General features: G+C 66.0%; 26 protein-coding genes and 1 pseudogene. 8 read left to right on the forward strand and 19 right to left on the reverse strand.

Annotation, left to right across the window (positions count from 1 at the left end; genetic code table 11):
- Nucleotides 1-228: 228 nt before the first annotated feature.
- From C472_RS15675 to C472_RS15700, 6 genes are all read right to left on the reverse strand, one after another.
- Complete coding sequence (locus tag C472_RS15675) at nt 229-1,113, reverse strand: class I SAM-dependent methyltransferase (RefSeq protein ID WP_006630844.1); 885 nt, start codon at nt 1,111-1,113, stop codon at nt 229-231.
- A gap of 49 nt (nt 1,114-1,162) precedes the next feature.
- On the reverse strand, nt 1,163-1,636 hold the full coding sequence (locus C472_RS15680; protein ID WP_006630845.1) for a hypothetical protein: 474 nt from the start codon (nt 1,634-1,636) through the stop codon (nt 1,163-1,165).
- A 92-nt stretch (nt 1,637-1,728) separates the two neighbouring features.
- Complete coding sequence (locus tag C472_RS15685) at nt 1,729-2,565, reverse strand: deoxyribonuclease IV (RefSeq protein ID WP_006630846.1); 837 nt, start codon at nt 2,563-2,565, stop codon at nt 1,729-1,731.
- Nucleotides 2,566-2,626: 61 nt separating this feature from the next.
- Nucleotides 2,627-3,475, reverse strand: coding sequence for a lipoate--protein ligase family protein (locus C472_RS15690; protein ID WP_006630847.1), 849 nt, complete (start codon nt 3,473-3,475; stop codon nt 2,627-2,629).
- 71 nt (nt 3,476-3,546) lie between these two features.
- Nucleotides 3,547-4,503 carry a bifunctional 2-dehydro-3-deoxygluconokinase/2-dehydro-3-deoxygalactonokinase gene (gene kdgK1, locus C472_RS15695; RefSeq protein WP_049906835.1) on the reverse strand — a complete coding sequence of 319 codons (957 nt, stop codon included), beginning with the start codon at nt 4,501-4,503 and terminating at the stop codon, nt 3,547-3,549.
- Between the two features lie 105 nt (nt 4,504-4,608).
- Complete coding sequence (locus C472_RS15700) at nt 4,609-6,627, reverse strand: glycoside hydrolase family 36 protein (protein ID WP_006630849.1); 2,019 nt, start codon at nt 6,625-6,627, stop codon at nt 4,609-4,611.
- Nucleotides 6,628-6,734: 107 nt separating this feature from the next.
- Here C472_RS15700 and bga point away from each other — a divergent pair, with 107 nt between their 5' ends.
- On the forward strand, nt 6,735-8,840 hold the full coding sequence (bga, locus tag C472_RS15705; protein WP_006630850.1) for a beta-galactosidase Bga: 2,106 nt from the start codon (nt 6,735-6,737) through the stop codon (nt 8,838-8,840).
- A gap of 63 nt (nt 8,841-8,903) precedes the next feature.
- Here the strand turns inward: bga and C472_RS15710 are convergent, their stop codons facing one another.
- From C472_RS15710 to C472_RS15735, 6 genes are all read right to left on the reverse strand, one after another.
- Nucleotides 8,904-9,758 (reverse strand): SDR family NAD(P)-dependent oxidoreductase, encoded by an 855-nt coding sequence (locus tag C472_RS15710; protein ID WP_006630851.1) that lies wholly within the window; start codon nt 9,756-9,758, stop codon nt 8,904-8,906.
- Between the two features lie 64 nt (nt 9,759-9,822).
- Complete coding sequence (gene dgoD, locus C472_RS15715) at nt 9,823-10,971, reverse strand: galactonate dehydratase (RefSeq protein ID WP_006630852.1); 1,149 nt, start codon at nt 10,969-10,971, stop codon at nt 9,823-9,825.
- A 3-nt stretch (nt 10,972-10,974) separates the two neighbouring features.
- A complete protein-coding gene (locus tag C472_RS15720) occupies nt 10,975-12,096 on the reverse strand; it encodes an ABC transporter ATP-binding protein (RefSeq protein WP_049906829.1) in 1,122 nt (373 codons plus the stop codon).
- Nucleotides 12,097-12,099: 3 nt separating this feature from the next.
- Nucleotides 12,100-12,936 (reverse strand): carbohydrate ABC transporter permease, encoded by an 837-nt coding sequence (locus C472_RS15725; protein WP_006630854.1) that lies wholly within the window; start codon nt 12,934-12,936, stop codon nt 12,100-12,102.
- Nucleotides 12,936-14,006 carry a carbohydrate ABC transporter permease gene (locus C472_RS15730; RefSeq protein WP_049906831.1) on the reverse strand — a complete coding sequence of 357 codons (1,071 nt, stop codon included), beginning with the start codon at nt 14,004-14,006 and terminating at the stop codon, nt 12,936-12,938. Before C472_RS15730 ends, C472_RS15725 begins: the two co-directional genes overlap by 1 nt.
- Before the next feature lie 18 nt (nt 14,007-14,024).
- On the reverse strand, nt 14,025-15,422 hold the full coding sequence (locus C472_RS15735) for a sugar ABC transporter substrate-binding protein (protein ID WP_006630856.1): 1,398 nt from the start codon (nt 15,420-15,422) through the stop codon (nt 14,025-14,027).
- A gap of 279 nt (nt 15,423-15,701) precedes the next feature.
- Between C472_RS15735 and C472_RS15740 the strand changes: the two genes are divergently transcribed.
- Both C472_RS15740 and C472_RS15745 read left to right on the forward strand, forming a co-directional pair.
- The gene (locus C472_RS15740) at nt 15,702-16,448 is read left to right on the forward strand and encodes an IclR family transcriptional regulator (protein WP_006630857.1); all 747 of its coding nucleotides are present in this window, start codon (nt 15,702-15,704) and stop codon (nt 16,446-16,448) included.
- A gap of 56 nt (nt 16,449-16,504) precedes the next feature.
- On the forward strand, nt 16,505-17,143 hold the full coding sequence (locus C472_RS15745; protein ID WP_006630858.1) for a bifunctional 4-hydroxy-2-oxoglutarate aldolase/2-dehydro-3-deoxy-phosphogluconate aldolase: 639 nt from the start codon (nt 16,505-16,507) through the stop codon (nt 17,141-17,143).
- A gap of 413 nt (nt 17,144-17,556) precedes the next feature.
- Here C472_RS15745 and C472_RS15750 read toward each other — a convergent pair whose 3' ends face one another.
- From C472_RS15750 to C472_RS15775, 6 genes and pseudogenes are all read right to left on the reverse strand, one after another.
- Nucleotides 17,557-19,140: a transposase gene (locus tag C472_RS15750; RefSeq protein WP_006630859.1), complete on the reverse strand. Its 1,584-nt coding sequence runs from the start codon at nt 19,138-19,140 to the stop codon at nt 17,557-17,559.
- A gap of 151 nt (nt 19,141-19,291) precedes the next feature.
- Nucleotides 19,292-20,550 (reverse strand): annotated as a pseudogene (locus C472_RS18105) (arsenic resistance protein).
- Between the two features lie 97 nt (nt 20,551-20,647).
- Nucleotides 20,648-21,103, reverse strand: coding sequence for a RidA family protein (locus tag C472_RS15760; protein WP_006630860.1), 456 nt, complete (start codon nt 21,101-21,103; stop codon nt 20,648-20,650).
- A 116-nt stretch (nt 21,104-21,219) separates the two neighbouring features.
- The gene (locus tag C472_RS15765) at nt 21,220-21,987 is read right to left on the reverse strand and encodes an MIP/aquaporin family protein (protein ID WP_006630861.1); all 768 of its coding nucleotides are present in this window, start codon (nt 21,985-21,987) and stop codon (nt 21,220-21,222) included.
- Between the two features lie 367 nt (nt 21,988-22,354).
- Nucleotides 22,355-22,684 carry an ArsR/SmtB family transcription factor gene (locus C472_RS15770; protein WP_006630862.1) on the reverse strand — a complete coding sequence of 110 codons (330 nt, stop codon included), beginning with the start codon at nt 22,682-22,684 and terminating at the stop codon, nt 22,355-22,357.
- Nucleotides 22,685-22,788: 104 nt separating this feature from the next.
- Nucleotides 22,789-23,241: a RidA family protein gene (locus C472_RS15775; protein ID WP_006630863.1), complete on the reverse strand. Its 453-nt coding sequence runs from the start codon at nt 23,239-23,241 to the stop codon at nt 22,789-22,791.
- 428 nt (nt 23,242-23,669) lie between these two features.
- Here C472_RS15775 and C472_RS15780 point away from each other — a divergent pair, with 428 nt between their 5' ends.
- Both C472_RS15780 and C472_RS15785 read left to right on the forward strand, forming a co-directional pair.
- Nucleotides 23,670-24,068, forward strand: a complete 399-nt coding sequence (locus C472_RS15780) for an ArsR/SmtB family transcription factor (RefSeq protein WP_049906833.1) — start codon at nt 23,670-23,672, stop codon at nt 24,066-24,068.
- Nucleotides 24,065-25,054: a permease gene (locus tag C472_RS15785; RefSeq protein WP_006630865.1), complete on the forward strand. Its 990-nt coding sequence runs from the start codon at nt 24,065-24,067 to the stop codon at nt 25,052-25,054. The genes C472_RS15780 and C472_RS15785 overlap by 4 nt, the downstream gene beginning before the upstream one ends.
- Nucleotides 25,055-25,067: 13 nt before the next feature.
- Here C472_RS15785 and C472_RS15790 read toward each other — a convergent pair whose 3' ends face one another.
- On the reverse strand, nt 25,068-25,463 hold the full coding sequence (locus C472_RS15790; protein ID WP_006630866.1) for an ArsR/SmtB family transcription factor: 396 nt from the start codon (nt 25,461-25,463) through the stop codon (nt 25,068-25,070).
- A gap of 259 nt (nt 25,464-25,722) precedes the next feature.
- Here C472_RS15790 and C472_RS15795 point away from each other — a divergent pair, with 259 nt between their 5' ends.
- From C472_RS15795 to C472_RS16675, 3 genes are all read left to right on the forward strand, one after another.
- Nucleotides 25,723-26,061 carry a cupin domain-containing protein gene (locus C472_RS15795; RefSeq protein WP_394295128.1) on the forward strand — a complete coding sequence of 113 codons (339 nt, stop codon included), beginning with the start codon at nt 25,723-25,725 and terminating at the stop codon, nt 26,059-26,061.
- A 148-nt stretch (nt 26,062-26,209) separates the two neighbouring features.
- A complete protein-coding gene (gene arsD / locus C472_RS15800) occupies nt 26,210-26,539 on the forward strand; it encodes an arsenite efflux transporter metallochaperone ArsD (protein WP_006630868.1) in 330 nt (109 codons plus the stop codon).
- Between the two features lie 3 nt (nt 26,540-26,542).
- Nucleotides 26,543-26,702: ArsA-related P-loop ATPase (locus tag C472_RS16675; protein WP_006630869.1), on the forward strand; the 160-nt coding region annotated here is incomplete at its 3' end.

A 26,702-nucleotide genomic window follows, 5' to 3' on the forward strand; every position in this document is an offset into this window, starting at 1 on the left:
TCGCGAGCGCCCGGGCGACCGAAGGGAGCCCGGAGCGAGCGACGAGGCTGGGGAGGCGTGAGGTGCGGTCGCTGTGCGGGGCGGTCGGGCGGGACTCAAAGGGGCGGTCGCCGATCCGCCAGCAACCGTTTATAAACGAACGGCTGAAGCTTCGGCGGTGTTCGCCGTCGGGCCGCTGTCACTCACTCACAAATAATCGCTCGCCCGCATCGGCGCACGTCCTCCCGCTCACCCCACACGTCCCACGGTCACGTCGAAGGGGACGTACTCGACGCGCTCGTACTCACCGTCGCGTATCGCCGCGATCACCTCGCGACCCATCTCGCGCCAGCGCCCGCGGAGGTCGTCGTAGGCCGCCTCCGAGGTCGCGGCCACCAGCTCCTCGCGGTTGTCCGCGAGCCCCGCGCCGGAGGCCTTCCGCGCCGCGGCGTTCAGCGCGGCCTCGGCGTAGGGCGGCTCGGTCCGCTTCTCGTGGACGTACCGGCGGGTCCGCACGTCGGTCAGCCCCGCCTCGTCGAACGCCTCCCGGACGCGGTCGCCGAGGGCGACGTCGGTGTCGACGCCGGCGAGGTACGCCGCGCGCGCCTCCCGTTCCAGTCGCTCCTCGGCGTCGACCGTCGAGGCCACGGTCACGTCCGCGTTGTTCGGCTCGACCGCGGCGACGAGGTCGTCGGAGACGCGGGCGAGCTCCCGGACCGCCGCGGTCGGATCGGGGAGGTTGATAAGGAGGGCCTGACAGACGGCCAAGTCCACCGCGTCGTCGCCCGCCGGGAGCCGCGTCGCGTCCCCCGCCAGGTACTCGATCCGCCCGCCGCTCTCCTCGCGGGCGACCGAGAGGAGGTCGCGGTCGGCGTCGACGCCGATCACGGTCGCGTCGCCTTCGTCCTCAGCCGTACCGCTTCCGTCTCCGCTCGCACCGCTTCCGTCCCCGGCCGCGCCGGTCCCGTCTCCGGTCGCCTCCGCGGCCAGCACGCGGGTCAGCTCGCCCGTGCCGCAGCCCACGTCGAGGACGCGCTCGCGGGTCGACAGTTCGAGGTCGGCCAGCGCGTCGCGGCCGTCCTCCCACATCCCGCGGCGGGTGTGTTCGAGGTACTCGGCGGAGAAGCGTCGCACGGCCCCGATTCGCGGCGGGCGAAAATAAACGTCAGGAGTCGGTCGCGGGTCAGTCCCCGCCGGCCTCTTCGTCGCCGTCGCCAGTCCCGAGCCCGAAGAGGTCGGCGGCGAGGACGGCGGTGACGCCGGCGCAGTAACCGACGAACGCGCTCGTCACCCCGACCGCGGCGAAGCTCACCGTCACGTCGCCGATCGCCGGGCTCCCGCCGTTGACGCCGGGAACGCCGACGACCGTCCCGAACAGGACGAATACGCCGAGGACGGCCGCCGGCACGACGCCGACGGCCAGACAGGCCGGCCCCCCGCAGCGCGCGTACGCCCCGGCGGCCGCCAGCGGTCCGGGCGCGTAGAACACCAACAGCGGGAGGAGCCGGTCCGTGAGCGCGCTCGCCGCCGTCAGGTCGGCCGACTCGGCGACGAACGCGGCGACGAGCGCCAGCGCGACGACCGCCGCGAACCCGACCACCAGCCCGACCGCGCGGTCGCGGCGGCGTCCGAAGAGCAGCGCCTTCGTGGTGGGCATGTCCGTGGATCGCTCTCGTGGGAACTTAAATCCGCGTCGGACGGACGGCGTCGGTCGCGGGGACGGACGGCATCCGTCGCCGCGACGGACCGTCAGTCGCGGCGGAGTTCGCGCACCCGGTCGATGTTCCACGCGAAGCTCTTCCCGTCTTCCGTCGGGGTCTCCAGGGCGAGCGGCACGTCCGTCAGGTCGGGGTGGTTGAGGAACCGCTCCATCCCCGCCTCGCCGATGTGGCCCTCGCCGATGTGGGCGTGTTCGTCCTTGTTGGTGCCGCACTCGTGTTTCGAGTCGTTGAGGTGGACGTACTTCAGGTGCTCTAACCCGACCACGTCGTCGAACTCCGCGATCGTCTCGTCGACGGCCTCCGGCGTCGAGAGGTCGTAGCCGGCCGCGAACGCGTGGGCGGTGTCGACGCAGACGTCGATGTCGGTGTCCGTGCGGTCGATGACGCCCGCGAGGTGTTCGAACTCGCCGCCGAGCTTCGTCCCCGCGCCCGCGTCGCTCTCGATCAGGATCGTGACGCCGTCGGGCACGTCGAGGTCGTCGATCACCGAGGCGGCGTTGTCCAGTCCGCCCTCCACGCCCGCCCCGGTGTGCGCGCCGAGGTGGACGTTCACGTACGGGATTCCCAGCTTGTCGGCCGCGTCGACCTCCTTTTGCATCGAGTCGACCGACTTCTCGCGGAGCCCCTCCTTCGGGGTACAGAGGTTCACGAGGTAGGAGGTGTGGATCACCCACGGCCCCTCCAGGTCGCGTTCGGTCCCCTCGCGGAACCGCGCGGCCTCCCCGTCGTCGATGTTCGGGTCTTGCCACACCTGCGGCGAGTGGGTGAATATCTGTCCGCAGTTGCCGCCGACCTCCACCTGGTTCGCCACGGCGTTGTCCACGCCGCCCGCGATGGAGACGTGCGCGCCGACCTTGAGACTCATACCGACTCCACGGGACCGGTCGAAAAAGCCCCTTCGGAACGCCGCCCGGGGGCGCGCGGCCCTACGAGCGGTCCCCCGGCCGCGTCCGGATCCACTCCTCGTCGCGGTACTTCTCCGCCGCGAGTTCCTCGGCCCGCTCCAGCTCCGCGTCGGTCCACGAGCCGTCCGACTCGACGGTCGCTTCCGGCGTCGCGGCCGCCCACTCCCGCAGCGCCGCCTCGACGGTCGCCACGGCGTCCGCGCGCTCGACGCCGACCAACTCGTCCATGCCGACGACGCGGTCGCGGAACGCCGCGGGCGTCACCGGCGGGTCGGCGAAGACGCCGAGGTGGCGCTCGGCGTCGACCGAGAACGACAGCGACCCGTGCTGGATCACCGCCTCCCGTTTGCGGTACTGGGCGTTGCCGGCGATCTTGCGGCGCTGCGTCCCGTCGGGTCCGGCGGCGACCACGTCGTGTGCGGGGTGAAGCTCGCGGAGGTAGCAGGCGGGGTGGTACAGCTCCGGCACCGCCTCGTCGACGTAGTCGGCGTCGATACCGAGCCGGTCGAACGCGTCGAGGACCGGCTCGCACAGCAGGTGGTAACAGTCGAGCAGTTCGCCCGGCACGGACTCGGCCGGGACCGCGATCGAGTACGCCACGTCGCCGCGTCCGTCGTGGTAGATCCCGCCGCCGCCGGTCTGCCGGCGGGTCACGTCGATCCCCTCGCGCTCGCAGAACGCCCAGTCGACCGTCTCCGGGTCCTGATGGCGGCCGAGGGTGAGACAGCTCGGCTCCCAGCGGTAGGTGCGGAGCGTGGCGGGGCCGCCGGCCGCGGCGGTCTCGGCGGCGACCTCGTCGAGCGCCATCTGGAGCGGACCGGGGCGGGACTCCTCGCGTATCAGCCGCCAGTCGACGGCGGGCGCGGTCATACCGTCACCCTCGGTCGCCGCTCCGAAAGCGGTTGCGCTCGCGGCTCGGCGGCCGATCCAGTCCTCGACGTTCAGCGGTCGATCCCGTCCTCGCCCTCGATGACGTCCCGGACCTCCGCGCGGGTCGTCACGGCGAGGTCGCCGTCCGTGGTGCGTTTCAGCGCCGCCGTCGCCGACCCCCACCGGAGGGCCGCGGGCAGGTCGCCGCCGCGGAGCCGCTCCGCGACGTACCCGGCGACGAACGCGTCGCCCGTGCCGATCGCGTCGAACGTCTCCGCCTCGTACACCGCCTGCTCGTACACCGACCCGTCGTGGAGCGCGACCGACCCGTCGAGTCCGCGGGTGACGACCACCGCGTCGAAGTCGAACTCCGTGGCGAGACCGTGCGCGATCTCGACGGCGTCGCCCTCGCGGTCGAGTACTTCCCGTGCGTCGCGCCGGGGGACGAACAGGGTGTCGACGTGTTCGAACAGGTCTTCGTACGCCGCCCGCGCGGTCTCCGGGTCCCAGAGCTTCGACCGGTAGTTCAGGTCGAACGAGCGCGTCGTCCCCGCGTCGCCCGCAGTCCGCAGCAGTTCGGTCGTCGTCTTTGCCGCGGCCTCCGAGAGGGCGGGCGTGATCCCCGTCGTGTGGAACCACTCGGCGTCCTCGACCGCGTCGGTCGGGAGTTCGTCCGGCTCGACGGTCGTGATCGCGGCGTCCGCGCGGTCGTAGATGACGTTCGTCCCCCGCGGCGACCCCCCGTGTTCGAGGTAGTAGGTCCCCACGCGGCTCGTGTCCGGGTCGGCCCACGCGACGCCCGGCCGGACGCCGTGGCTCCGCAGTTCGTTCACGATCCGCCGCCCGAGCGGCGAGTCGGGCAGCTTCGAGAGCCAGCGCGCGTCGGCCCCGAGCCGCGCCGCTCCGACCGCGACGTTGCTCTCCGCGCCGCCGGCCTGGACGTTCAGGTCGCGGGTCGTCTCCAGCCGCTCGCCGCGCGGCGGCGACAGCCGGAGCATCGTCTCGCCGAACGTCACGAGGTCGGTCATCGAGGCCACCCCACGGCACGCGCCGCGAACGGATTCATACCTCGTGGTACGCTCGCCCGATTATAAGAGGGGGTGATCGGCGTCGACCGCCAACCGCGCGCGGCGTCACTCGGTGTCGAGCGCGAACGTCACGTCCTCGCCGTCGACGGCCGCCGCCAGCGTCCCGTCCCGGACGGTCGCCTCCGCGGCGCGGTCGGACCCGCCCGTGAGCGTCGCGGCGTCGCCGAGGAGGTCGCCGGTCTCGGCGTCAACGACGGCGAACACCGCCGCCCCGTGCGGCGGCAGCTCCCGCTCGACGACCGGCCCCTCGACGACCTCCCCCGCGAGTCCGTCCCAGACGACCCGATCCGCCACCGACCCGTCCTCCCGGCCGTACTCGCGCGCGTCGAACCGAACGGTCGACGGCTCGTCCGCCCAGTTGAACAGCGCGACGGTCGCGGCCCCGTCGCCCGGGCGGTCGCAGACGACCCGCGAGGGGAACCGCTCCTCGCCGAGTCCCGCGACCTCGCCGTCGGTCGCGGGCGGGATCGAGCGTTCGAGGAGCCGCCGGCCGGCCGGGCCGATCTCCGCGAGCCGGTCCGAGAACACGTTCACGCCGCCGGTCGTGGCGACGAGCGCGGCGAACGCCTCGCGCTCGGCCGCGGTGAGGTCGCTCGTATCGCGGACGAGCTGGCAGTCAGGATCGTTGAGCCACCACCGCCGGTGGAGGAAGTTCCGCGTGAGCGTGTTGCGAACGGCGTTCTTCAGCCCCGGCTGGCTCCCCGACTCCCCCGGCGTCTCCCACGTCGGGTCGGTGTCCGGGCCGACCCGCATCGCGTCAAAGAGACCGACGCTCGGGGCCATCGGCGCGCCGCAACCGAGGAGGAACGCGTCGTCGCCGGCCGCCTCGGCTATCGCCTCGACCCCCCGTCGATACGCCTCGACGCGCGTCGCCTCGGGGTCGTACCGCTCGCCGGGCAGCGCCGCCGCGAAGAGGAAGTCGAGCTTCAGGTAGGTGAACCCCCACCCGTCGACGACCGTCGACACGGTCTCTCGGAGCCACTCCAAGACCTCCGGGTGCGTCGTGTCCAGTCCGTACAGCGCCGATCCGGCGCGGAAGCCGCCGTCCACGGGCGTCCCCGGCCCGTCCGCTCCCGCGTCGGTCGGCTCCGTCACGAACCACTCCGGGTGGTCGGCGTACAGATCGGCACCGGACTCGACGTAGAAGGGTGCGAGCCACAGCCCCGGGCGGTACCCGGCGGTCGCGATGTCGTCCGCGACGGCGCTCATGTCCTCGAACCCGTCGGCGATCGACCGCCAGTCGCCGAACGCCTCCATGTACCCGTCGTCGATCTGAACCACGTCGACCGGGATCCCCCACTCGCGGAGCTCCGCGAGGTTCTCCCGCACGTCCGCCTCGGTGACGTCGGTGAAGTAGTGGTACCACGAACACCAGCCGGTCGGCGCGGTCTCGGGCACGCGGGCGTCCATCCGCTCGCCGACGCGGTCGGCCAGCGCGGCCACCCCCGCCCGGAGGTCGCGGTCGGCGTCGACCCACAGGGGCGGTAGCTCCAGTCGCTCGCCGGGCGTCAGGCGCGTCGCCTCCAGCGGGCACACCGCGCGCAGCGCCCCGACCCCGTCGGCGCCGTCGTCGACCTCGAACCGCGTGCAGTAGCGGTCGTGTTCGAGGAACCCGACCGTCAGGCTCCGGTCTCCCTCAACCAGTCCGGTCAGGTAGCTGCTCACCCGGGCGTCGGTCGACGCCGCGAGGTCGTTCATCATCGGGGCGTTGTCCGGGTCCTCTGCGGGGAACCGCTCGCCCACCGGGAGCGTCCCGGTCGACGACCACGACTGGTAGCCGTGCCGGTAGACGCGCGCGTCAGCGCCGAAGGCGGTCTCGAACGCGAGCGTCACGTCGCCCGCCCGGACCGGCTCGTCGCCCGCGTTCTCGACGGTCGTGGTCACCGTCACGCCGTCCCCCTCGGTCGACAGAGACACGTCTGCGACCCGCAGTTGCCCGCCGTCTCCGTCGGTCGCGGCACGGATCCGCCCCGCGAGTACGTCGCCGGCGTCGTCCGCGACCGTGATCTCGCGTCTGTCGGGGTCGTGCGTGACCGCGGTGGCACCCGCCCTGCGTTCGTCCATACCACTCCCTCTTGTCGACCCCACAAATACCCTGTCACGCGGCGGGACCGCGGGACGGCGGTCGCCACCATCCGAACGCTTAGGTGGCGCGATTGTGAGTGTGAGCTATGCGTCTCGGAGTCTGCTACTTTCCCGAACACTGGCCGGACGAGGAGTGGGAACGCGACGTCGCCGCGATGGCCGACGCCGGTCTCGAATACGTGCGCATGGCGGAGTTCTCGTGGGGGGTCCTCGAACCGGAGCGCGGCGAGTTCGACTTCGAGTGGCTCGACGAGGCGGTCGAACTCATCGGCGAGTACGGCATGCAGGCGGTGCTGTGTACGCCGACGGCGACGCCGCCGAAGTGGCTGGTCGACGAGCGGCCGTCGATCCGGCAGGAGGACCCCGACGGCACCGTCCGCGAACACGGCAGCCGCCGGCACTACTGTTTCAACTCCGACGCCTACCGCGAGGAGACGGAACGGATCGTCGAGCGGGTCACCGAGCGGTACGCCGACTCCCCGCACGTCGCCGGCTGGCAGACGGACAACGAGTTCGGCTGTCACCGCACGGTCCGCTGTTACTGCGACGACTGTGCCGAGGCGTTCCGGTCGTGGCTGGCGGACCGGTACGGCGACGTCGACAGCCTCAACGAGGCGTGGGGGAACACGTTCTGGAGCCAGCAGTACGGCTCCTTCGCGGAGGTCGATCCGCCCGGCCCGACCCCCGCGGAGCATCACCCCTCGCGGCTGTTGGCGTACGCGCGCTTCGCCAGCGACTCCGTCGTCGACTACAACCGCCTCCACGCCGACCTAATACGCGAGGCCGACGCCGACTGGTTCGTCACCCACAACTTCATGGGGCGGTTCCCGACGCTGAACGCATACGACGTGAGCGCCGACCTCGACCGCGTCGCGTGGGACTCGTACCCCACGGGGTTCGTTCAGGACCGCTTCGACGGGGAGGCGTCGCCGGACCAGCTGCGCGCCGGGGACCCGGACCAGGTCGGGATGGACCACGACCTCTACCGGAGCGCGCTCGACCGCCCGTTCTGGGTGATGGAACAGCAGCCCGGCGACGTCAACTGGCCGCCGCACTGCCCGCAGCCCGGCGAGGGCGCGATGCGGCTGTGGGCCCACCACGCCGCCGCCCACGGGGCCGACGCGGTCCTCTACTTCCGGTGGCGGCGCTGCCTCGAAGGCCAAGAGCAGTACCACGCCGGGCTCCGGAAGGCGGACGGCTCGCCCGACCGCGGGTACGAGGACGCCGAGCGCGCGGCCGCGGAATTCGCGGCGCTCGGCGGCGCGGGCCACGTCGACGCCCCGGTGGCGGTCGTGTTCAACTACGACTCGCTGTGGGCGCTCGACGCCCAGCCGCACGCCCCCGACTTCGACTACTGGGCGCTACAGGAGGCGTTCTACGGTGCCGTCCGTAGCCGCGGCGTTCAGGTGGACGTGGTCTCGCCGAGCGCCGACCTCTCCGGCTACGCGGCCGTCGTCGCGCCCGCCCTCCACCTCGTCACCGACGAGACCGCCGACCGCCTGACGGACTACGTCGCGGGTGGCGGGCAGCTCCTCTTGGGTCCGCGGACCGGCGTGAAGGACGCGGAAAACAAGCTCCGACCGGCGGCCCAACCGGGACCGCTGGCCGACCTCGTCGGCGCGACCGTCGACCAGCACGAGTCGCTCCCGCGACGCCTCGACACGGCTGTCCGCCCCGTCGACGGCTCCGCCGCGGACGCCGCCGACGGCGAGACTCCCGCCCTCCCGTTCCGGACTTGGGCGGAGTGGCTCGCCCCCGACGCCGCCGAACCCCGGTACGCGTACGACGTGGACGGCCCGGGCGACGGTCGGCCGGCGGTCGTCGCCAACGAGGTCGGCGACGGCGCGGTCACCTACTGCGGGGTGTGGCCCGAGTCGGACCTCGCGGACGCGCTCGCGTCGGACCTGCTCGGGCGCGCCGGCGTCCGGCGCGCCGATCCGCTCCCCGACGGCGTCCGTGTCGGGCACCGCGACGGCCACACGTGGGTGACGAACTTCACGAGCGACCGGCTCCGACTCCCAGACATCGACTCGGACGCGCTCGCGGTCGACGACGCGGACCGGGATGTCGTGAACGCGGAACCGGACAGTTCTGGCGACCGAGGGGTCGCGGACGGCGTCGTGGTCGGTCCGTACGGCGTCGCCGTCGTCGAGGGCGATCGCGTCGACGGCCTGCGGGCGACTCGGTCGTAGGCTGAAACGCTCCGTCAAAAGTGCCGGCACGCAGAGTCGAAACGCCGCAACTGCGCCCGCCGGCTACTCCGAGCGCTCTCGCGCCCGGTAGTCCGGCAGCACGTCGTCTTGCATCACCGCGCCGCGGCCGCCGTCGACGAGCAGCGCCGCCCCGGTGACGAACGCCGCGTCCTCGCTCGCGAGGAAGGAGACGGCTCCGGCGACGTCGGCCGGCGTGCCGATCCGCCCGGTCGGGTGGATCGATTCCACCTCCTCGAACCGTCCTTCCGGCAGTTCGTCGCGGGTCCGCTCGATCTCGACCCAGCCGGGGACGACCGTGTTCACCCGGACCCGGGGACCGAAGTCCACCGCGAGCGACCGCGTCATCCCGTTTATCCCCGCCTTCACCGCGTTGTACGGGAAGTGTGCGGGCATCGTCGCGTACGCGTGGTTCGACGAGACGTTCACGATCGCCCCCCGGTCCATGTGTTCGAGGGCCGCCCGCGCGGCGAGCCAGTACGCTCGGAAGTCCGTCTCGACGACGAACTCCCAGTCGTCGAGCGTCGCCTCGTCCGCGGCCGTCTCCGTCTGGACCCCGGCGTTGTTCACGAGCACGTCGACCGACCCGTAGCGCTCCGCGGCCGCCTCCGCCAGCGCGGCCACGTCGTCCGGGTCGCGCATGTCGGCGCGGACGAACGTCGCGTTGCCGGTCGTCCGGTCGTCGCCCGACTCCGCTTCGCGCCGCGCCGCGATCCGCTCGGCGACGGCCTCGCCGGCCGCCTCGGAGCGGCCGCTGACCACGACGTTCGCCCCCTCGGCGGCGAGCCGCTCCGCGACGCCGGCACCGATCCCGCGGGTCGACCCCGTGACGATCGCGGTCTGCCCGGCGAACCGCCCGGGGACCGCGTGTTCGGTCGGCGACTCATGTCGGCGGGTCATCGATCTACTCCGCACCGGCGGACCGCCGACTCGCGCCCGCGTCGCGTTCGCCTCGACATCCGGATCACCACTCCGCGACGGAGCCGTCGTCGTGACGCCAGACGGGGTTGTGCCAGTCGACGTTGCCGCGCTGCTCTCGGACGTACTCCTCGTCGATGTCGATCCCCAGCCCGTCGCCGTCGGGGATGTCGACGAAGCCGTCGCGGTACTCGAACACCGACGGGTCGGCGAGGTAGTCCAACACGTCGCTCGTCTCGTTGTAGTGGATGTCGAGCGACTGCTCCTGAATGAGCGCGTTCGGCGTACAGGCGTCGACCTGGATACAGGACGCGAGCGCGATCGGTCCCAGCGGGCAGTGCGGCGCGACCGACACGTCGTACGCCTCGGCCATCGACGCGATCTTCTTCAGTTCGGTGATCCCGCCCGCGTGCGACACGTCCGGCTGGATCAGGTCTACGGCGTCCGCCTCGAACACCTCCTTGAAGTCCCACCGCGAGTACATCCGCTCGCCGGTTGCGATCGGGATCGTCGTCGACTCCCGGATCCCCGACAGCGAGTCGTTGTGTTCCGGCAACACCGGCTCCTCGATGAACATCGGGTCGTACGGCTCCAGCGCCGCCGCCAGCCGCCGCACCATCGGCTTCGACACGCGCCCGTGGAAGTCGACGCCGATGTCGACCTCGTCGCCGACCGCCTCCCGCACCGCGGCGATCCGGTCGGCCGCGTCGGCCACGGCGGCCGGGTTGTCGATCGAGCGCATCTCCGCCGTCGCGTTCATCTTCAGCGCCGTGAACCCCGCGTCGACCTTCTCGCGGGCGGCCTCGCCCACGTCCGCCGGCCGGTCGCCGCCGATCCACTGGTACACGCGGATCCGGTTGCGCGCGCGGCCGCCGAGCAGCTCGTGGACGGGCGCGCCGAACTGCTTGCCCTTGATGTCCCACAGCGCCTGGTCGACCCCGGCGATCGCGCTCATCAGCACCGGCCCGCCGCGGTAGAACCCGCCGCGGTACATCGCCTGCCAGTGGTCTTCGATCCGCGTCGGGTCCTCGCCGAGCAGGTAGTTGTCGAGCAGCTCCTCGACGGCCGCGACGACCGTGTGGGAGCGTCCTTCCACGATCGGCTCTCCCCAGCCGACGGTGCCGTCGCTCGTCGTCAGCTTTAACAATAGCCAGCGGGGCGGTACTTCGAACAGCTCGTAGTCGGTGATATACATATGTTAGTTCTCCGTGGCTCCGACGACGGCGCTGTCGACGGAGTCCGTTTTGGTTTTCAGCGCGTCGCCCGTCTCGACGTCGAACAGGTACAGCGCCGTCTCGTCGAAGTCGAACGCGACGCGCGATCCCTCCGCCGGTCGGACCGTCGGATCGACGCGAGCGGTGAGCTCGTGGCCGTCGATCTCCATGTAGAGGAAGTTCTCGTTCCCCATCGGCTCGACGACCGTCACGTCGGCCGCGTTCCGGCCCGATTCGACGACCTTGATGTCCTCGGGCCGGACGCCGACGCTGACGCGGTCGTGTCCGGCGACCGGGTCCGAGTCATCGAGCTCGTACGCGAACTTGCCGGGACCAGAGAGAGTGTCGCCCTCGACGTCGGCCGTGAGCAGATTGATGCTCGGTGATCCGATGAAGTCCGCGACGAACCGGTTCACCGGTGACCGGTACACCTCCTCCGGCGACCCGACCTGCTGGAGCACGCCGCCGTTCATCACGGCGATCCGGTCACCCATCGCCATCGCCTCCGTCTGGTCGTGGGTGACGTACACCGTCGTCACGTCGAGGTCGGTCTGTAGCTCCTGTAGCTCGGTCCGCATCTCTGACCGGAGCTTCGCGTCGAGGTTGCTGAGCGGCTCGTCCATCAGGAACACGGACGGCTCCCGCACGATCGCCCGACCCAGCGCCACGCGCTGCTGTTGCCCGCCCGAGAGCGCCTTCGGCTTCTCGTCGAGCAGTTCGCTTATCCCGAGCATCTCGGCGACGCTCTCGACCTTCCGTTCGATCTCGTCGCCGGACAGCTTCGTCGAGAGCTTCAGCCCGAAGCCGATGTTGCCTCGGACGGTCATATGCGGGTACAGCGCGTAGTTCTGGAACACCATCGCCACGTCGCGCTCGCTGGCGCGACGGTCGGTGACCTCCTCGTCGCCGAACCGTATCGACCCGTCCGTTACGTCCTCTAACCCGGCGAGACAGCGGAGCGTCGTCGATTTTCCACAGCCGGACGGTCCCACCAGCACGAGGAACTCGCCGTGGTCGATGTCGACGGAGAGGCCCTCCACCGCGACCACGTTCTCGGTTCCGGAGTCGTACACCTTGTCTAGTTCAGTGATGTTGATTCCTGACATTGGTTACTCTTTGAGCGACCCCGCGAGGATGCCGCTGACGAACTGTTTCTGTAGCACTAAGAACAACACGACCATCGGGACGATTGCGAGCGTCGCCGCCACCATGATCTGGTCGTAGTAGATCCGCTGGAACCCGGTCAGCTGCGCCAGTCCGATGGGGATCGTGTACATGTCCGCCGACTCCAAGATGACGAGCGGGTACAAGAACAGGTCCCACTGGAACAGGAACAGGATGATGGCCAGCGCGGCCAGCGACGACCGCATGGTCGGCAAGGCGATCCGGTAGAAGATCTGGAACTCGGTCGCGCCGTCCATTCGGGCGGACTCCAGCAGCGCGTCCGGGATCGACTTCATGTTCTGCCGCATGAGGAAGATCCCGATGGGGTTCGCCGCCCACGGGAGGATGATCGCCCGGAACGTGTTCGTCCACTCCAGTTGCGCCATCAGCAGGAACAGCGGGATGACGAGCAGCTGGATCGGCAACACGAGCGTCGCTAGGATCGCGTAGAAGATCGGCTCCTTGTACTTGAACTCGTACTTGGCGAACGCGAAGCCGGCCATCGAACACAACACCAGCGACAGCAGCGTGTAGACGACGGCGATGAGGACGCTGTTCCGGATCGTCCGGAGGAAGTCGAGCCGCTCCTGTAGCGCCGCGAAGTTGTCGAGGAACGCGGTCCCGGGTATCAGCCGCGGCGGGAACTGGAGGAACTGCTCCTGCGGCAGCGTCGCCGCCACCAGCATCCAGTACAGCGGCACCATCATCACCACGACCATCGTGATGACGAACGCGTACGTGAGGAACCGCCAGACCGCGTCTTTTCGTTGTTGCTCGCGCATCAGTCCTCACCTCCGAGCTTGATCTGGAGGATCGAGAAGACGCTGACGACCGCCACGAACACGACCGTGAGCGCGCTCGCGTAGCCGAGGTTGAAGTTGACGAACGCCTGCCGGTAGATGTACTGGACGATGGTTATCGTCGCGTTCGTCGGACCGCCGCCGGTGATGACGTACGGTTCGGCGAACAGCTTGAACGTCCCGATCGTCGACAGTACGACGACGAACAGCAACACCGGCTTGAGCTGCGGGAGCGTGACGTACCGGAACTTCTCCCACCGGTTCGCGCCGTCGATCTCGGCCGCCTCGTACAGCTGTTGTGGAATCGTCTGGAGTCCGGCGAGGAGGATGATCATGTTGTATCCAGTCCACCGCCACGTCACCGCGGCGATGATCGTGTTCCGCGCCCAGAACTCGCTCGTCAGCCACGGCACCGGGCCGAGCCCGACGCCGGAGAGGACGTAGTTGAGGAACCCCAACTGCTCGTTGAAAAGCAGGAGGAACACCGTCGAGTACGCCACGAGGTTCGCCGAGACCGGCAGCGCGATCGCGGTGCGGAACACCCCTTTGAACCGCATGAACGACGCGTTCAGCGCGAGCGCGAGTGCGAGCGCCAGCCCGATCATCAGCGGGACCTGTATCGCGAGGATGTACGAGGTGTTGAACATCGACTGCCAGAACAGGTCGTTGCCGAGCAGCCGAAGGTAGTTCCCGGCCCCGACGAAGCTCAGCTGTGCGATCTGGGGGATCTCGATATACACCGGACCGAGGTCGATCCAGAACAGCGAGCCCTCGCCGACGCCCTGGTACTCGAAGAAGGACAGGTACAGCGTGTACGCCACCGGGAAGGCCAAGAACAGCCCGAACAGCACGAAGAAGGGCGCGATGAACAGGTACGCGACCCGCGGCAGCGTCGGAACCGCGGCCGTCAGGTCCTGTCTGGCGAATCGCACTCGGTCCCATGCTGGCCGCGCCGCCCGCCTAATCTGTCTCGTGGTGCGCCGTACCCTCATCCGGGCGCGGCGGCGATACGTCTCTCCGACGCGCTCGTCCGTCTCGTCAGAAGTGGCCATTCGATCGGTCCCTCCGGATTACGCGAGGTCCCGATCGGTGTTCTCGGCGACGGTCTCGGCGGCCGCTTGGACGGCCTCCTCCGGCGACTGCTCGCCGTTGATCATCCGCTGAAGCTCGGTCTCGATGGCCTGTGAGACCTCCGGCGTGTCCGCGGTGAACCGGTATCCCGGCGCGTCCTGTGCGACCTCGGCGAAGAGCGCTCTCGCGGCCTGTCCGTCGTAGAAGTCCAGCTCCTCGTCGAACACCGGGTCGTCGTAGGTGGTCTCCAGCGCCGGGAAGAGTCCGTACTCGTCGTACATCGCCAGCTGCATCTCCTCGGTCGCCAGCGTGAACTCCATGTAGTCCCACCCGCGCGCCTGCGCCTCGTCGGACACCTGGTCGGCGATCATGAGGTTGGACCCGCCCCAGTTCGACGCCCGCGGACCGCCGGACTCCAGCGCGGGTATCTTGAAGACGCCCCAGTCGCCCGCGGTGTCGGGGAGCTCGTCGCGCAGCGTCCCCTCCATCCACGCCGCCGAAGGGAGCGACGCGATGGTCGCGTCGCCGTAGGCGCTGAACCAAGCGGACGTCCACCCCTCGATGTTGGCCGCGATGTCGGCGTCGTATATCTCCTTGATGTTGCGGGCCACGCGGAGCGACTTCTCGTTGTGGATGTTCACCTCGCCGCTCTCAAGGAACGGCTCGCCGGACAGCTGGCGGAACTGGTACCGCCAGACGCCGGAGAGGTCTCCCTCGGGGAGGTTGAGCATGTACTGGTCGTCCGGGAGCTTCTGGCCCTCCTCGATGAAGTCCTCCCACGTCTCGATGCTGTCCGGGTCGATGTCGTGTTCGCCGTACACCGACCGCCGGTAGTAGACGGCCGTCGGACCGGTGTCCCACGGGAGCGCGTAGATGTCCCCGTCGACGGTGAGCGCCTCCCACTTCCCGGAGACGAAGTCCTCCTGTACTCCGGCCTCCTCGATCTCGTCGGTGAGCGGCGCGACGGAGCCCGTGTCGATGAACGAGGGGCCGTCGACGGACTCCAGCATGGAGACCGCGGGCGCGCCGGAGCCGGAGAGGAGGTTCGTCTGGAGCCGGTCTTTCATCGCCGACCGACCGAACTCCTCGACGGCGATCGTCGCGTCGTTCTCGGACTCGTACTCGTCGGCGGTGATCGTCAGCGCCCGCGCGGCGACGTCCCATCCCCACACGTCGATCTCGGACGCCATGTCGTTGCCGCCGTCGCTGCCGTCACCGCCGTCCTCGCCGTCCATCCCGTCGCCGCCGTCGCTGCCGTCGCTGCCGTCACCGCCGTCGCCCCCGTCTCCGGGATCGCCGGTTCCGACACACCCTGCGAGGCCCGCGAGCCCCGCGATTCCCGCGCCTTTGATCAGCCGACGTCGCCCGTATCGTGCGTAGTCTGGTTTGTTAGTCATGATCGTCCCTGACTATCCGTCTCTTTCATTACAAGTATATAAAACTACTGTATGGGAGTGCTGAAAACGTCTCAGAACCGCGTTTTGAACGTTTTCTTGGAGTGAACGAATCTCTATTATATACTATTTTGGCCTATTTGCCCCGCCCCGACACACATTCTACTCTAAATATATTTCATTTATATTGTAACAATACGATATTATCTCTCGCTCCATGCTTTCGTTCTCCCATACTAAACAAATGTTATACGGCTGTCGACCATACCACTCTACGAAACGATGGGGGACACGGACACCGTCGCCGTTCAGGCGACCGCGACGTCTTTCCGGATCGTCGAAGAGCTGTACGACCGCGACGGCAGCGGCGTCACCGAACTGGCGGACGCGCTCGATGTCTCGAAGAGCGCGGTACACAACCACCTCTCGACGCTCTGTGACCTCGGATACGTGAAAAACGCCGCGGGGACCTACGAACTCACCCATCAGTTCCTCCAGATCGGGTTCGGAACGAGAGAACGGAACCCGGTCTACCACGCCGCGCGGAGCGAGATCCGCATGCTCGCGCGGAACACGGGTGCCGTCGCGAACCTCGTGGTGCCCGAGGACGCCGAGGCCGTCTACCTCCATCGGATCGGTGCCCGAGACCACCCCGTCGCGGTGGGCGACGGCGTCCGCCTCCACGCCGCCGCCGCCGGCAAGGCGATCCTGGCGTCCCGGTCGCGGGAGCGGGTCGACGAGTACGTCTCCCGGTACGGTCTCGACCGGGAGACCGACCGAACCGTAACCGACCCGGCGACGCTCCGCTCCGAACTTCGGTCGATCAGGGACCGGAACATCGCGTTCGACCGCGGCGAGCTGGACGAGAACTGGCAGTGCGTCGCCTCCCCGATCGTCGTCGACGGCGACCCCGTGGGCGCGGTCAGCGTCTCCGGCCCGTCCGACGAGATGCAGGGGAAGCGGTTGGAGGAGGACACGGCCGGACTCGTCTCCAGCGCCGCGAAGACGATCGAACTCGAACTGCTGTGACGCGCCGCGCTCTCCGACCCGGTCCGATTTAAGACCCCTCGGGGGGAGATACCACCATGCGAACTGACCGATTCGACCGGATCACGGACGGCGGAGTGATCGCGATCCTCCGTGGCGTGGCGCGCGACGACGCGGTGGCGGTCGCGGACGCCGTCGTCGACGCCGGCGTGACGGCGCTCGAAGTGACCGCGGACACACCGGACGCGACGGCCTCGATCGAGGCGATCTCGAACCGGGTCGACGACGCGTTGGTCGGCGCTGGAACGGTGCTCGACCCCGAGACCGCGCGGGCGGCACAGCTCGCGGGCGCGGAGTTCCTCGTGACGCCGACGGTGAACGCCGAGGTCATCGAGACGGCGAACCGCTACGGGACGCCGATCGCCGTCGGCGCGTACACGCCGACCGAGGCGCTCGACGCGTATCAGGCCGGCGCGGACCTCGTGAAGGTGTTCCCCGCGAAGACCGGCGGTCCCGACCACGTCGCGGCGATCCGCGGCCCGCTCCCGCAGATCCCGCTCGTCCCGACCGGCGGCGTCGGCGCGGAGAACGCCGGCGAGTACGTCCGGGCCGGCGCGGTCGCTGTCGGCGTCGGGAGTTCGATCGTCGACGGCGAGGCGATCGCCGACGGCGCGTTCGACGAGATCCGATCGAACGCGCGGGCGGTCGTCGAGGCCGTCTCGGCCGCCCGCGACTGACCTCGGTCGGTACCAGCCCCGGTCGGTGCCGGCGAGCGCGCGGCATCGACCGTCCGACTCCGCACTGGTTCTCTTCGGCCGTGTTCTCGCGAATCGCCGCCGTTCGCCGTCTCGATTCATCCGATAGCGACCGTCTCGGCCGGGACCGACCGTTCTGCCCCCGGTTTTCTCCATCGCAGCACGTCGGTGGGCTGAAACCGCTCCCCTCGGACCGGCTTCAGCGCCACAGTTTCGGAGGATGGGCCAGTTTCAGGCCGAATTAGCATCTATTCGTGGTTCTTCTCACCGACCAGTCCTGATTTGGATCCCTACCGGTCGCATCTACCGGACGAACGTGCGAAATTGCGTAGATTCTGTCGCTCCTGATTAGGGTTGTCACTCCCAAACGGCGGGCTCAGTGGGGAATCAGCCGGTTAGTCGTGCGGGATCAACGCCGAGGCAACGAGCTCAACACACTCACCCGCAGTCAACAAAGGTGCGTAGTCCATCTCGCCGTCGACGTCCGCTTTCAGCAAGAAGTCGGTGAGCCGCCAGATGTTGTACAAGAGGACCGCGAACACGAAGTAGAACAATCGAACGCGGTAGTCTTTCGAGGAGGTCTTGGCGAGAAAGTCACCTTTGATCGATTTGTACTCGCTCTCGATCTGCCACCGGCGGCTGTAGCGCTGACAGAACGTCTCGGCTTCCTCGGGACCGACTCGTAGATTCGTCGCGAAGACGGCTGTTCCCTCCCCACTCGTCGACGGCACGTACAGAAGCCGCATTGGATGCGATCCAGATTCCACATAGACAGAAGCCGACTCAACAGCCACCTCTTGGTCGTCTTCGTCCATTTGTTCGAGTACATCCCGTTCGGAGCTGGAGACCCGCTTGGGTATGAGGTAGTTCACATCGAGGTTTGAGAGCGTCTGGAACACTTGTATCGAATCGAACTCCCGGTCACACAGCACTGTCTCGATTGGAACGTGTTCTTTCGCTCGTCGAACGAGCCGTCGCACAGTACGATGGATCTGATTCGATGGGTTATCATCCCACTCAGAGCTCTCTCGGACCGGCTCGACAGCTAAGATCAGCGGAATGTTCTGTCCGATGACCGAAAGCGTCGCAAATTTGAACGCTCGACCGTCTCTATCCTTCGTCCCGCTAACCATCGACATCCCTTGGACATCCCCGTAATAGGGGATAGTCGTGATATCGATCGCGGCAGTGACTGGCCGGCGGAATGATGCTTCAGAGGCGATCACGGAGAGCAAGCGATCCGTCGTCTCGTTGAAGCCGTCGACGAGATCGTCAGGATCGAACTGTTTGACTGCGCGGAGATGAGTATCACCGTGGGGACCGTACTCTTCACCACGCCGGTACTGGAAGCGAGTCGCTCCTTGGGCGGTGCCACAGCGGACCATCCCCATGAACGTCTGTAACTCGAAGAATTGCGTGTCCTCGTACGAGGCGTTCGTCGCCCGATCAGAGTCGACGTGTCTAAAGGCGTGATCACGCACGAGTCGTGTCGTCTGGATAATCTCCTCCTGTGAGAAGAGTTCGTCTTCTACTGGGTCTGTATCATCTTGCTCATCGTCGACGATCTCTGCCTTAGGCCGCACCTCCGGCGCTGAGATGTCGCGATCGTGGACTTCTTTGACAACGAAGTGGGCAGCAGCGTGGGCGTATTCGTGGGCTGTGTCGTCGAATCGGTTTCTCCACGCTCGCGAGAATGCTGATTCGTCGGGCACTCGACTGAAGCCGAGGATAGTCGCTACTTTTGGTTGTCGGGTGAGTCGTCGAGTGAAGTTGGCGTATGAGTCACCCGTTATCTCCATGAACACGAACGAGAGCACCATCGCGCGAAACGAGAGTGGCGCAGGATGCCATGCTGGATACCCGTCTTCGATCGCGTCTATCGCGTGATCGAAATTCTCGAACACGGTGACGAGATCGGTTTCTTTGAGTTTGTCCCGGATGGTGATCCCGAGCTGGTACGCTTCGCACAGAGACTGCATACGGGGGTCATCTTTGGAAGGAGGACTGCCGGAACCACTCATTTAGAAAATGGTGAGGTCGATAGCAAATTTACCACCCCGACATGACTACAAACATATTCTCTTCATCGTCAAATGGATTGTAAGCGTGTGGCGAATGGGTGGTTAAGTATCAGTCATCAGCCGTGGAGCTTGAGGATCCATCTTCGGTCGTAGTCGTCTCGTCTAGCCGCCCGGTCGTGTATCCCCGCCAGTCGTACCGGTCTTGGAGATACAACGCGACCTTCACCAAGGCGAGCAGCACCGGTACCTCGATAAGCGGACCAATAACGGTGGCAAACGCGACCCCGGAGCCGACACCGAACACCGCGACGGCGACGGCGATCGCGAGCTCGAAGTTGTTTGAGGCGGCGGTGAAGCCGATAGCCGTCGTCGTCGAGTAGTCGGCACCGATTCCACGACCCATGCCAAAGCTGACGAAGAACATCACAACGAAATAGATCGTCAGCGGCACCGCGATGAGTAGGACGTCACTTGGCTGCGCGACGATGCGCTCGCCCTGCATCGCGAACATCACGATCACTGTAAAGAGCAGCGCGATCAGCGTAAGCGGGCTGATCGTGGGTTCAAACGCCTCCTCGTACCATTCAACACCTTTCGCCCGCGTGCCGACGAATCGGGAGAGGATGCCGGCGGCGAAGGGGATCCCGAGGAAGATCGCGANCATTCAACACCTTTCGCCCGCGTGCCGACGAATCGGGAGAGGATGCCGGCGGCGAAGGGGATCCCGAGGAAGATCGCGATCGCCTCGAACACCTGACGTGGGCTAATCCCGAACTCAGAGATGCCTGCGACGAGCGATTCCATACCGAGCAGCGGCGGGAGGAACAGCGCGAAAAACCAGATATACACGCCGTAGGTGAGGATCTGGAAGACACTGTTGAACGCGACGAGGCCCGCAGCGTACTCGTTGGAGCCCTCGGCGAGCTCGTTCCAGACGAGCACCATCGCGATACAGCGGGCCATCCCGATGAACACCAGTCCGAGGAAGAACTCCGGACGAGCGGGGAGTCCGGGAACGAGGCCACTGAAGAATACGATTGCTAGCCCGAACATGAGAGTCGGCCCGATGAGCCAGTTCTGGACGAGGCTCAGTCCGAGCACCTTCACGTTCTTGAAGACGGCGGGAAGCTGTCCGTAGTTGACCTTCGCCAGCGGCGGGTACATCATCAACACCAGTCCGATCTCGACGAGGTGGAGGTCCTGTATCGGGCCGGTGACCGACGGTGCGACGTAGCCGAGACCGATCCCGATCGCCATCGCGCCGAAGATCCAGACGGTGAGGTATTTGTCGAGGAAATCCATCGACCTCGGATCCCCGCAGGCCTCGCAGTCGCAGTTCGGCCCGTGTTCGTGAACGGCGTCGCTCACGACGGCCTCACCTCCGGAGTCTCGGGAAAGTCGGCTGGCGGGCGATACCGGCGTGTACGCGGATGCGCGTTCATAAGTGGTGTATCGAAGGCGACGACTACTCTTCGGCCGCGATCACGTCGAGCTGTACGTCAGCGCCGCCGGGGAGCGAACAGACGCCGACGACGGTCCGCGGGGGAAGTTCGACGTCGTCGAACCGGGACTCGTACACGTGATCGATCGCCTCCGTGGCGCTCGGATCCGTGAGCTGGATTTCGAGCTTCATCACGTCGCCGAACGTCGCGTTTCGGTTGTCGGCGAGTGCGGCTTCTAGATTGTCGAGCGCGGTCGAGAACTGCTCCTCGATTGAGTGATCACTTAATATTTCTCCGTCGATCTCGGGAAGTATCCCCTCGAAAAAACGCAGGTCGGACGAGCCCGTTCGCTTTCCGAACGCACCGATATTGCCCGTCCCTTCGCGCTGGCGCTTGCTCTCTTTGCTTAGTGTGGGGTCGATATCCATCTCGGCACGCTGCTCCGGTTCCGGTTCGACCTCGGTTGTCTGCTGGCCCATAATAGATGAACAGTTATTCATATATTAAAACTCTTTGGAGCAAGTCGGAAGCTGGGATGGGAGTTCGGCTCCGGGGCGCGGAACGGAGGGTCAAGACTCATGGGGCCCGGACGACATCACAGCAGACGGTACAGTCCGGCTGCGAGAAGTGCCCCGAGGATCGGTCCCACGATGGGCACCCAGGAGTACGCCCAGTCCGACGGTCCCTTGTGCGAAAACGGGAGAATTGCGTGGGCGATGCGCGGTCCGAGGTCGCGTGCGGGGTTGATCGCGTATCCGGTGGGGCCACCTAACGAGAGTCCGATACCGAGCACGACGAGGGCGATCGGAAGCGCCGACAGTGCCCCGAGACCGAAGCCCACCGCTTGGCCGTCGATGGTGATCGACCGGAGCACCTCACCCGACTGAGCGTCGAAGAATCCGGCGGAATTCAGGTAGAGGACGCCGAATACCAAGACGAAGGTGCCGATGATTTCGGTCAGCAGATTGGCCGGATAGTTTCGGATCTCAGGGCTGGTCGAGAAGATCGCCAGCTTCACTTCCTCGTCTTCGGTCGCGGCGAAGTGGTCTTTGTACGCCAGCCACACCACTACGCCGCCCAGGAATCCGCCGACCGTCTGTGCGGCGACGTACGCCGGAACCTGCGCCCAATCGAACAGCCCGGCGGCAGCGAGGCCGACCGTCACGGCGGGATTGATGTGACCGCCGCTGACCTGACTGATGGTGAACACGCCCATGAACACTCCGATGGCCCATCCCCACGTGATGACGATCCAGCCGCCGCCGTTCCCTTTCGTCTCGTTGAGCACGACGTTGGCGACGACGCCCCCACCGAATATGATGAGGATCGCTGTTCCGATGATCTCGGCAATGTATGGATGCATTCTGCTGCCCCAATAGATTTATATCTATTCATCTATTAAAACGAAACGGATCCCTCACACCGGAAATTTATTATCGAATGTAGATTATACGGTCGTTCAAGAGCGAATAAACAATTTTCTAATCACAACATACTATCTAATTTCTCAGTACGAATGAGTTATAACTAAATCGTATGAGCTTCGGAAAAGGAGTTTGGTAGCACTTTCTGTGAATTACTCCGAGATGGATAACATCGAGGGAGGACTCACAGCAACTGAAACGTTCACGCAGTCAGACTCATCCAGCCCGTCTCAGTTCCACTCAACGGTGATTCCCGTGCGGGAGTTAGCCTCCGTCTATTTCGATAGTGAACGCACGATTACTGGCCTATCGCGTCCGATCAAGTGCCTCGACGAGCGCCTCCGCCCGTTCCGTGGTCGAATAACTGCGCGAGCGTCCATCTTTTTGCTTTTTTACAAGTCCGGCATCACACAGAAGTGTCAAAGCGTGGCTCACAGCGCTGTCGCTTATTGACACGTAGGGCGTAATCTCGTCGAATCTGACCGCGCCGTCCGCTTCGACCAACAGGCGAACAAGTCGATATCGCGTCTCGTATCCGAACGCCGACAGCGCTTTGACGTCGACAGTCGTCGTCGCGTCGTCGATCAGTTTGTCGAGATCTGTCCCAGCAATCGGGTCTGAAGAGGAGTCGGGCATAACTGACGTATTCGCTGCGACCGGAATAATTGTTCTGTCGGCCTTCAAGACGGCAAAAAAACGAGCGAAATGCCACTATTATCGAACTACACGGACAGCGACGGTTACTCTTCGGCGGCAATCACGTCGAGCTGGACGTCCGCACCGCCAGGCAACGAGCAGACACCGACGACACTCCGCGGCGGGAACGCCACATCATCAAATCGTGACTTGTACGCGCTATCCACAGCCTCGGCTGCGTCTGCGTCTGCGAGCTGAATCTCGATCTTCATGACGTCCGAGAGCGACGCGTTACGGTTTTCTAACATTAGTTCGAGCCGATCCAAGCACATCTCGATCTGCTCGTTAACTGGCTCTGATCCCCTTATCGTCCCGTTGATCTCCGGGAGAATACCTTGGAAGAAGATCAGATCCGACCCACCGGTTCGCATGCCGAATGCGCCGACGTTGTTGATACTGTCGCGCTGACGTTTGCTCTCCTCGCTCAGCGACTCGTTAATCGATATTTCGTTTTCACGGTCCGTCCGATCATCTTGAGCCGCTATCTGCTGCGACATACAATTTAGTTTTTCTTCATATGTTAAAGGGCCTTTCGGTTCTACTGTGTTGAGACCGAGGTAATCTACTCGGTATCAATATAATCTGCTATAGATTAATACTCGTAAAGCACGGTAGAACCCTTGAATAATCCGGTTTACCACACTATCTCGTATGTAGATAGTTCGGTGGAAGAACTGCGTCGAACAAACACATCTGAACATAGAACCGAGTCGAGTGCTCTCTCGAGTCAGCTGAACACCTGACCAAATGAGTTAAGTCAAATCGGATTATATCGATATGTATGTCGATACTCGACCGACTGCTCGGCGGCGAGTCGAACGACGACGAGAGCTGCTGTGACATGTAAATCGAGGAGGTAGACCCGGATGAAAACGCCGCGGAGGCACAAGACGAGCGCGTCGACCGTACGGAGGACTGATCGATAATGTCGCAGGAACCGAACGCGGCGGCTCAAGCGGGATCCGAATCCGCGAGCGGGACGCTCCGCCGGATGGAGGAGGGGACTTGCTGTGACGGACCATTCCCGGCCACTCGGCGAGTGGACGACGCGGTTATCGAGGCGGAGCTGTCGTCGTTCAAAGCGCTGGCCAACGAGAAGCGACTCGCAGTCGTTCACGCGCTGCGGGATGGAGAACTCTGCGCCTGCGAGTTGGAGACCGTCCTCGATGCTCCCCAGTCGACGGTCGCGTCGCACCTCCGGAAGCTCCGAGACGCCGGCATCGTCAACACGCGCAAGGAGGGGAAGTGGACGTACTACCGGATCGCGGACACGGCGAGCCTTCAGCTGCTCGACCTGGCCGCGGCGTTAGGTGAGGACCGATGATCCCGCCGGGGACCGAAGCGGCGCTGCTCGACTCGTGGGACTACTTCCTCCATCTCGCGATAGTTCTCACACCGCTGTTTATCGGCGCGTCGTTCCTCGTCGGGCTCGCACAAGAATACCTCCCGCCGGAGCGCGTCGAGGAGATGCTGCGGGCGCGCGATCACGGGAGCGGAAATGTTCTCGCGGCAGGGCTCGGCGCGGTGACGCCGTTCTGCTCGTGCTCGACCGTCCCCGTCTTGGCCGGCCTGTTAGGTGCCGGTGCACCGACGGGGATGGCCTTCTCGTTCCTGCTCGCCTCCCCGATCGTCAACTGGATCGCCGTGTTCCTGCTGTTCGGGCTGTTCGGAACCGGCGTCACCGTCGCATACGTGACGACTGCCCTGCTCGCGGCGATCGTCGCGGGACTCATCATCGGCACGCTCGATCTTGACGGCTATATCAAAGACGTCCGGATCACCGCGGGCGGCCGCGAGATCGCGACTGATGGCGGTACATCCGCTTCGGCTACAGCTGACGCCGGCGGCTGTGGCGAGTGCGGCGCGACGGCGGCGAACCGGACCCACAGGGAACGCGTGACCGCGGCCGGGGAGGGCGCACTCTCTTTCTTCCGCGACACGCTTCCGTACATCGCGGTCGGGATCGCGATCGGCGCGCTGATCCACGGCGCCGTGCCGGCGGAGTTCCTCCAACAGATTGCCGGTCCGGGGAACCCGCTCGCGACGCCGGTCGCCGCGCTCGCCGGCGCACCGATCTACGTGAGCATCAGCGGGATGTTACCGATCGCCCACTCGCTCACCGAGGCGGGGATCCCGATCGGAACGGTGATCGCGTTCGTCATCGGCGGCGCGGGGATCAGTATCCCGAACCTGATCCTCCTGAACAAGCTGTTCGAACGCCGACTGATCGCGATCTACGCGACGACGGTCGTCACGATCGGGATCACCGTCGGTGTCCTATTCAACACTGTCTTCGCCGGCCTCCTCTGAGCCGGGACCATTCTTACAGCGACCGCGACCCGTCGAGCGCCACAAGAACCGCATTCGCACGCGGCGTAGCGCGATACATCCGCCACTTCCCCTCCTTCCGGCGCGTGACGAGGCCGGCGTCAGTGAGCTGCGAGAGGGCGTGGCTGATCGCGCTGTCGCTCACGTCCAAGAGCGGCGAGAGCTCGCAGACGCACAGCTCGTCGTCATCGGCCGCGTGGAGCATGCGGACGATTTTGTACCGCGTCTCGTTCGCGAGCGCCGACAGCAGGTCGACGTCGGTCTCCAAGTCCGACCCGCCGACGCTCTCGTTCAGTTCCTCAAGCTCCGCGAGGCGCTCCGAAAGGTCCTCGTCCGTACAGGAGCCGCACTCGTCCGCGACGTACCGCTGGAGCCGATCGGTCGATGACATACGGTACGATTGAGCTGATTCGGGATTAAGCGTTGCGGACCGCCGCTTTTACGAGCCCGACATTCAGCGAAAACGATATAGCAATTCTTCAGCTATTGTGTTGTATGAGAGACGCGACCTTATGCGCGGGGACCGCCGGATCGACACCGAGTGTGCCGGCGAGCGCGACGGGGTCAGCCAGTGCGAACGCAGGGTGTCGGGTGTGACGGAATCGTATGACCGAGTGAACTACACCGACATCGAGCCTGTTTCGGGCGCGATGCGGCCGCTCACGGATTCGCTCGACAGCGAGCGGGTCGGAGTGTCGATCGCCCGCTGCGAGCCCGGCTGGCGGAGCAAGCCGCACGACCACGCCGCGGAGGACCACGAGGAGATTAACGTCCTCTTGGACGGGGAAGCGACCGTCGTCATCGACGACGAACCCGTCGACCTCAAGGCCGGCGACGCCGTCTGGATCCCGCCGACTGCGACGCGACAGATCCGGAACGGCGATGTCGAGAGCGCGTTCGTCCTCGTGAGCGGCCCGGCGACGGACCGTCGGTCCGCGACGTGCCCCGACGAACCGGGATCGTGGGTCATCGACGGATTCGTCGGCTGAGTGCCGGCCCTCGGTCGTCGCGGGCCCCGACCGAAGGGCTTATAATTATATGAGAAATTGTTCAAATGAATCGATCGCAGTGGGCGCGTTATCGGTGCGCATTCCTGTGAACGACGACTCAGACGATCAACGGCAATCTGACTCCACCATGACCGAACTCACCCTGTACGAAGAAGCGATGTGTTGTTCCACCGGCGTCTGCGGTCCCGACCCCGACGACGAACTCGTCGAAGTCAGCGCGGCGCTCGACCAGCTCGAGGACGCGTTCGACGACCTCGAAGTCAATCGAGCGAACATGCAACACAACATCGACCAGTTCCTCGAAACGCAGCGGATCTACGACCGCGTCCAAGAGGACGGCCCGTCGATCCTCCCGATAACGGTCGTCGACGACGAGATCGTCGCCGAGGGCGAGTACCTCTCGTACGACGAGCTGACTGCGGCGGTCGACGGGACTGCCACGCCTCAGGAGGCCTAACGAATGGCACAATCACAGTCGACAGCGACGAGCGCGCGTGAGGTCGTCGAACCGAGCAGTGACGAGACAGAGTTCGTCTTCTTCAGCGGGAAAGGCGGTGTCGGCAAGAGCACGGTGAGCTGTGCGACCGCGACGTGGCTCGCCGACAACGACTACGAGACGC

It is taken from the genome of Halorubrum tebenquichense DSM 14210 (genome assembly GCF_000337415.1).
Taxonomy (GTDB): Archaea; Halobacteriota; Halobacteria; order Halobacteriales; family Haloferacaceae; genus Halorubrum; species Halorubrum tebenquichense.

What these genes read in the sequence shown, in the direction of transcription:
- C472_RS15775 (WP_006630863.1), bottom strand. Translation starts at nt 23,241, where the DNA reads ATGTCGCAGCAGATAGCGGCTCAAGATGATCGGACGGACCGTGAAAAC.
- C472_RS15740 (WP_006630857.1), top strand. Translation starts at nt 15,702, where the DNA reads ATGGGGGACACGGACACCGTCGCCGTTCAGGCGACCGCGACGTCTTTC.
- C472_RS15685 (WP_006630846.1), bottom strand. Translation starts at nt 2,565, where the DNA reads ATGAGTCTCAAGGTCGGCGCGCACGTCTCCATCGCGGGCGGCGTGGAC.
- C472_RS15680 (WP_006630845.1), bottom strand. Translation starts at nt 1,636, where the DNA reads ATGCCCACCACGAAGGCGCTGCTCTTCGGACGCCGCCGCGACCGCGCG.
- C472_RS15780 (WP_049906833.1), top strand. Translation starts at nt 23,670, where the DNA reads ATGTCGCAGGAACCGAACGCGGCGGCTCAAGCGGGATCCGAATCCGCG.
- bga (WP_006630850.1), top strand. Translation starts at nt 6,735, where the DNA reads ATGCGTCTCGGAGTCTGCTACTTTCCCGAACACTGGCCGGACGAGGAG.
- C472_RS15700 (WP_006630849.1), bottom strand. Translation starts at nt 6,627, where the DNA reads ATGGACGAACGCAGGGCGGGTGCCACCGCGGTCACGCACGACCCCGAC.
- C472_RS15710 (WP_006630851.1), bottom strand. Translation starts at nt 9,758, where the DNA reads ATGACCCGCCGACATGAGTCGCCGACCGAACACGCGGTCCCCGGGCGG.
- C472_RS15795 (WP_394295128.1), top strand. Translation starts at nt 25,723, where the DNA reads ATGCGGCCGCTCACGGATTCGCTCGACAGCGAGCGGGTCGGAGTGTCG.
- C472_RS15725 (WP_006630854.1), bottom strand. Translation starts at nt 12,936, where the DNA reads ATGCGCGAGCAACAACGAAAAGACGCGGTCTGGCGGTTCCTCACGTAC.
- C472_RS15750 (WP_006630859.1), bottom strand. Translation starts at nt 19,140, where the DNA reads ATGCAGTCTCTGTGCGAAGCGTACCAGCTCGGGATCACCATCCGGGAC.
- C472_RS15790 (WP_006630866.1), bottom strand. Translation starts at nt 25,463, where the DNA reads ATGTCATCGACCGATCGGCTCCAGCGGTACGTCGCGGACGAGTGCGGC.
- dgoD (WP_006630852.1), bottom strand. Translation starts at nt 10,971, where the DNA reads ATGTATATCACCGACTACGAGCTGTTCGAAGTACCGCCCCGCTGGCTA.
- C472_RS15730 (WP_049906831.1), bottom strand. Translation starts at nt 14,006, where the DNA reads ATGGCCACTTCTGACGAGACGGACGAGCGCGTCGGAGAGACGTATCGC.
- C472_RS15735 (WP_006630856.1), bottom strand. Translation starts at nt 15,422, where the DNA reads ATGACTAACAAACCAGACTACGCACGATACGGGCGACGTCGGCTGATC.
- kdgK1 (WP_049906835.1), bottom strand. Translation starts at nt 4,503, where the DNA reads ATGACCGACCTCGTGACGTTCGGCGAGACGATGCTCCGGCTGTCGCCG.
- C472_RS15690 (WP_006630847.1), bottom strand. Translation starts at nt 3,475, where the DNA reads ATGACCGCGCCCGCCGTCGACTGGCGGCTGATACGCGAGGAGTCCCGC.
- C472_RS15765 (WP_006630861.1), bottom strand. Translation starts at nt 21,987, where the DNA reads ATGCATCCATACATTGCCGAGATCATCGGAACAGCGATCCTCATCATA.
- arsD (WP_006630868.1), top strand. Translation starts at nt 26,210, where the DNA reads ATGACCGAACTCACCCTGTACGAAGAAGCGATGTGTTGTTCCACCGGC.
- C472_RS15770 (WP_006630862.1), bottom strand. Translation starts at nt 22,684, where the DNA reads ATGCCCGACTCCTCTTCAGACCCGATTGCTGGGACAGATCTCGACAAA.
- C472_RS15745 (WP_006630858.1), top strand. Translation starts at nt 16,505, where the DNA reads ATGCGAACTGACCGATTCGACCGGATCACGGACGGCGGAGTGATCGCG.
- C472_RS15785 (WP_006630865.1), top strand. Translation starts at nt 24,065, where the DNA reads ATGATCCCGCCGGGGACCGAAGCGGCGCTGCTCGACTCGTGGGACTAC.
- C472_RS15760 (WP_006630860.1), bottom strand. Translation starts at nt 21,103, where the DNA reads ATGGGCCAGCAGACAACCGAGGTCGAACCGGAACCGGAGCAGCGTGCC.
- C472_RS15720 (WP_049906829.1), bottom strand. Translation starts at nt 12,096, where the DNA reads ATGTCAGGAATCAACATCACTGAACTAGACAAGGTGTACGACTCCGGA.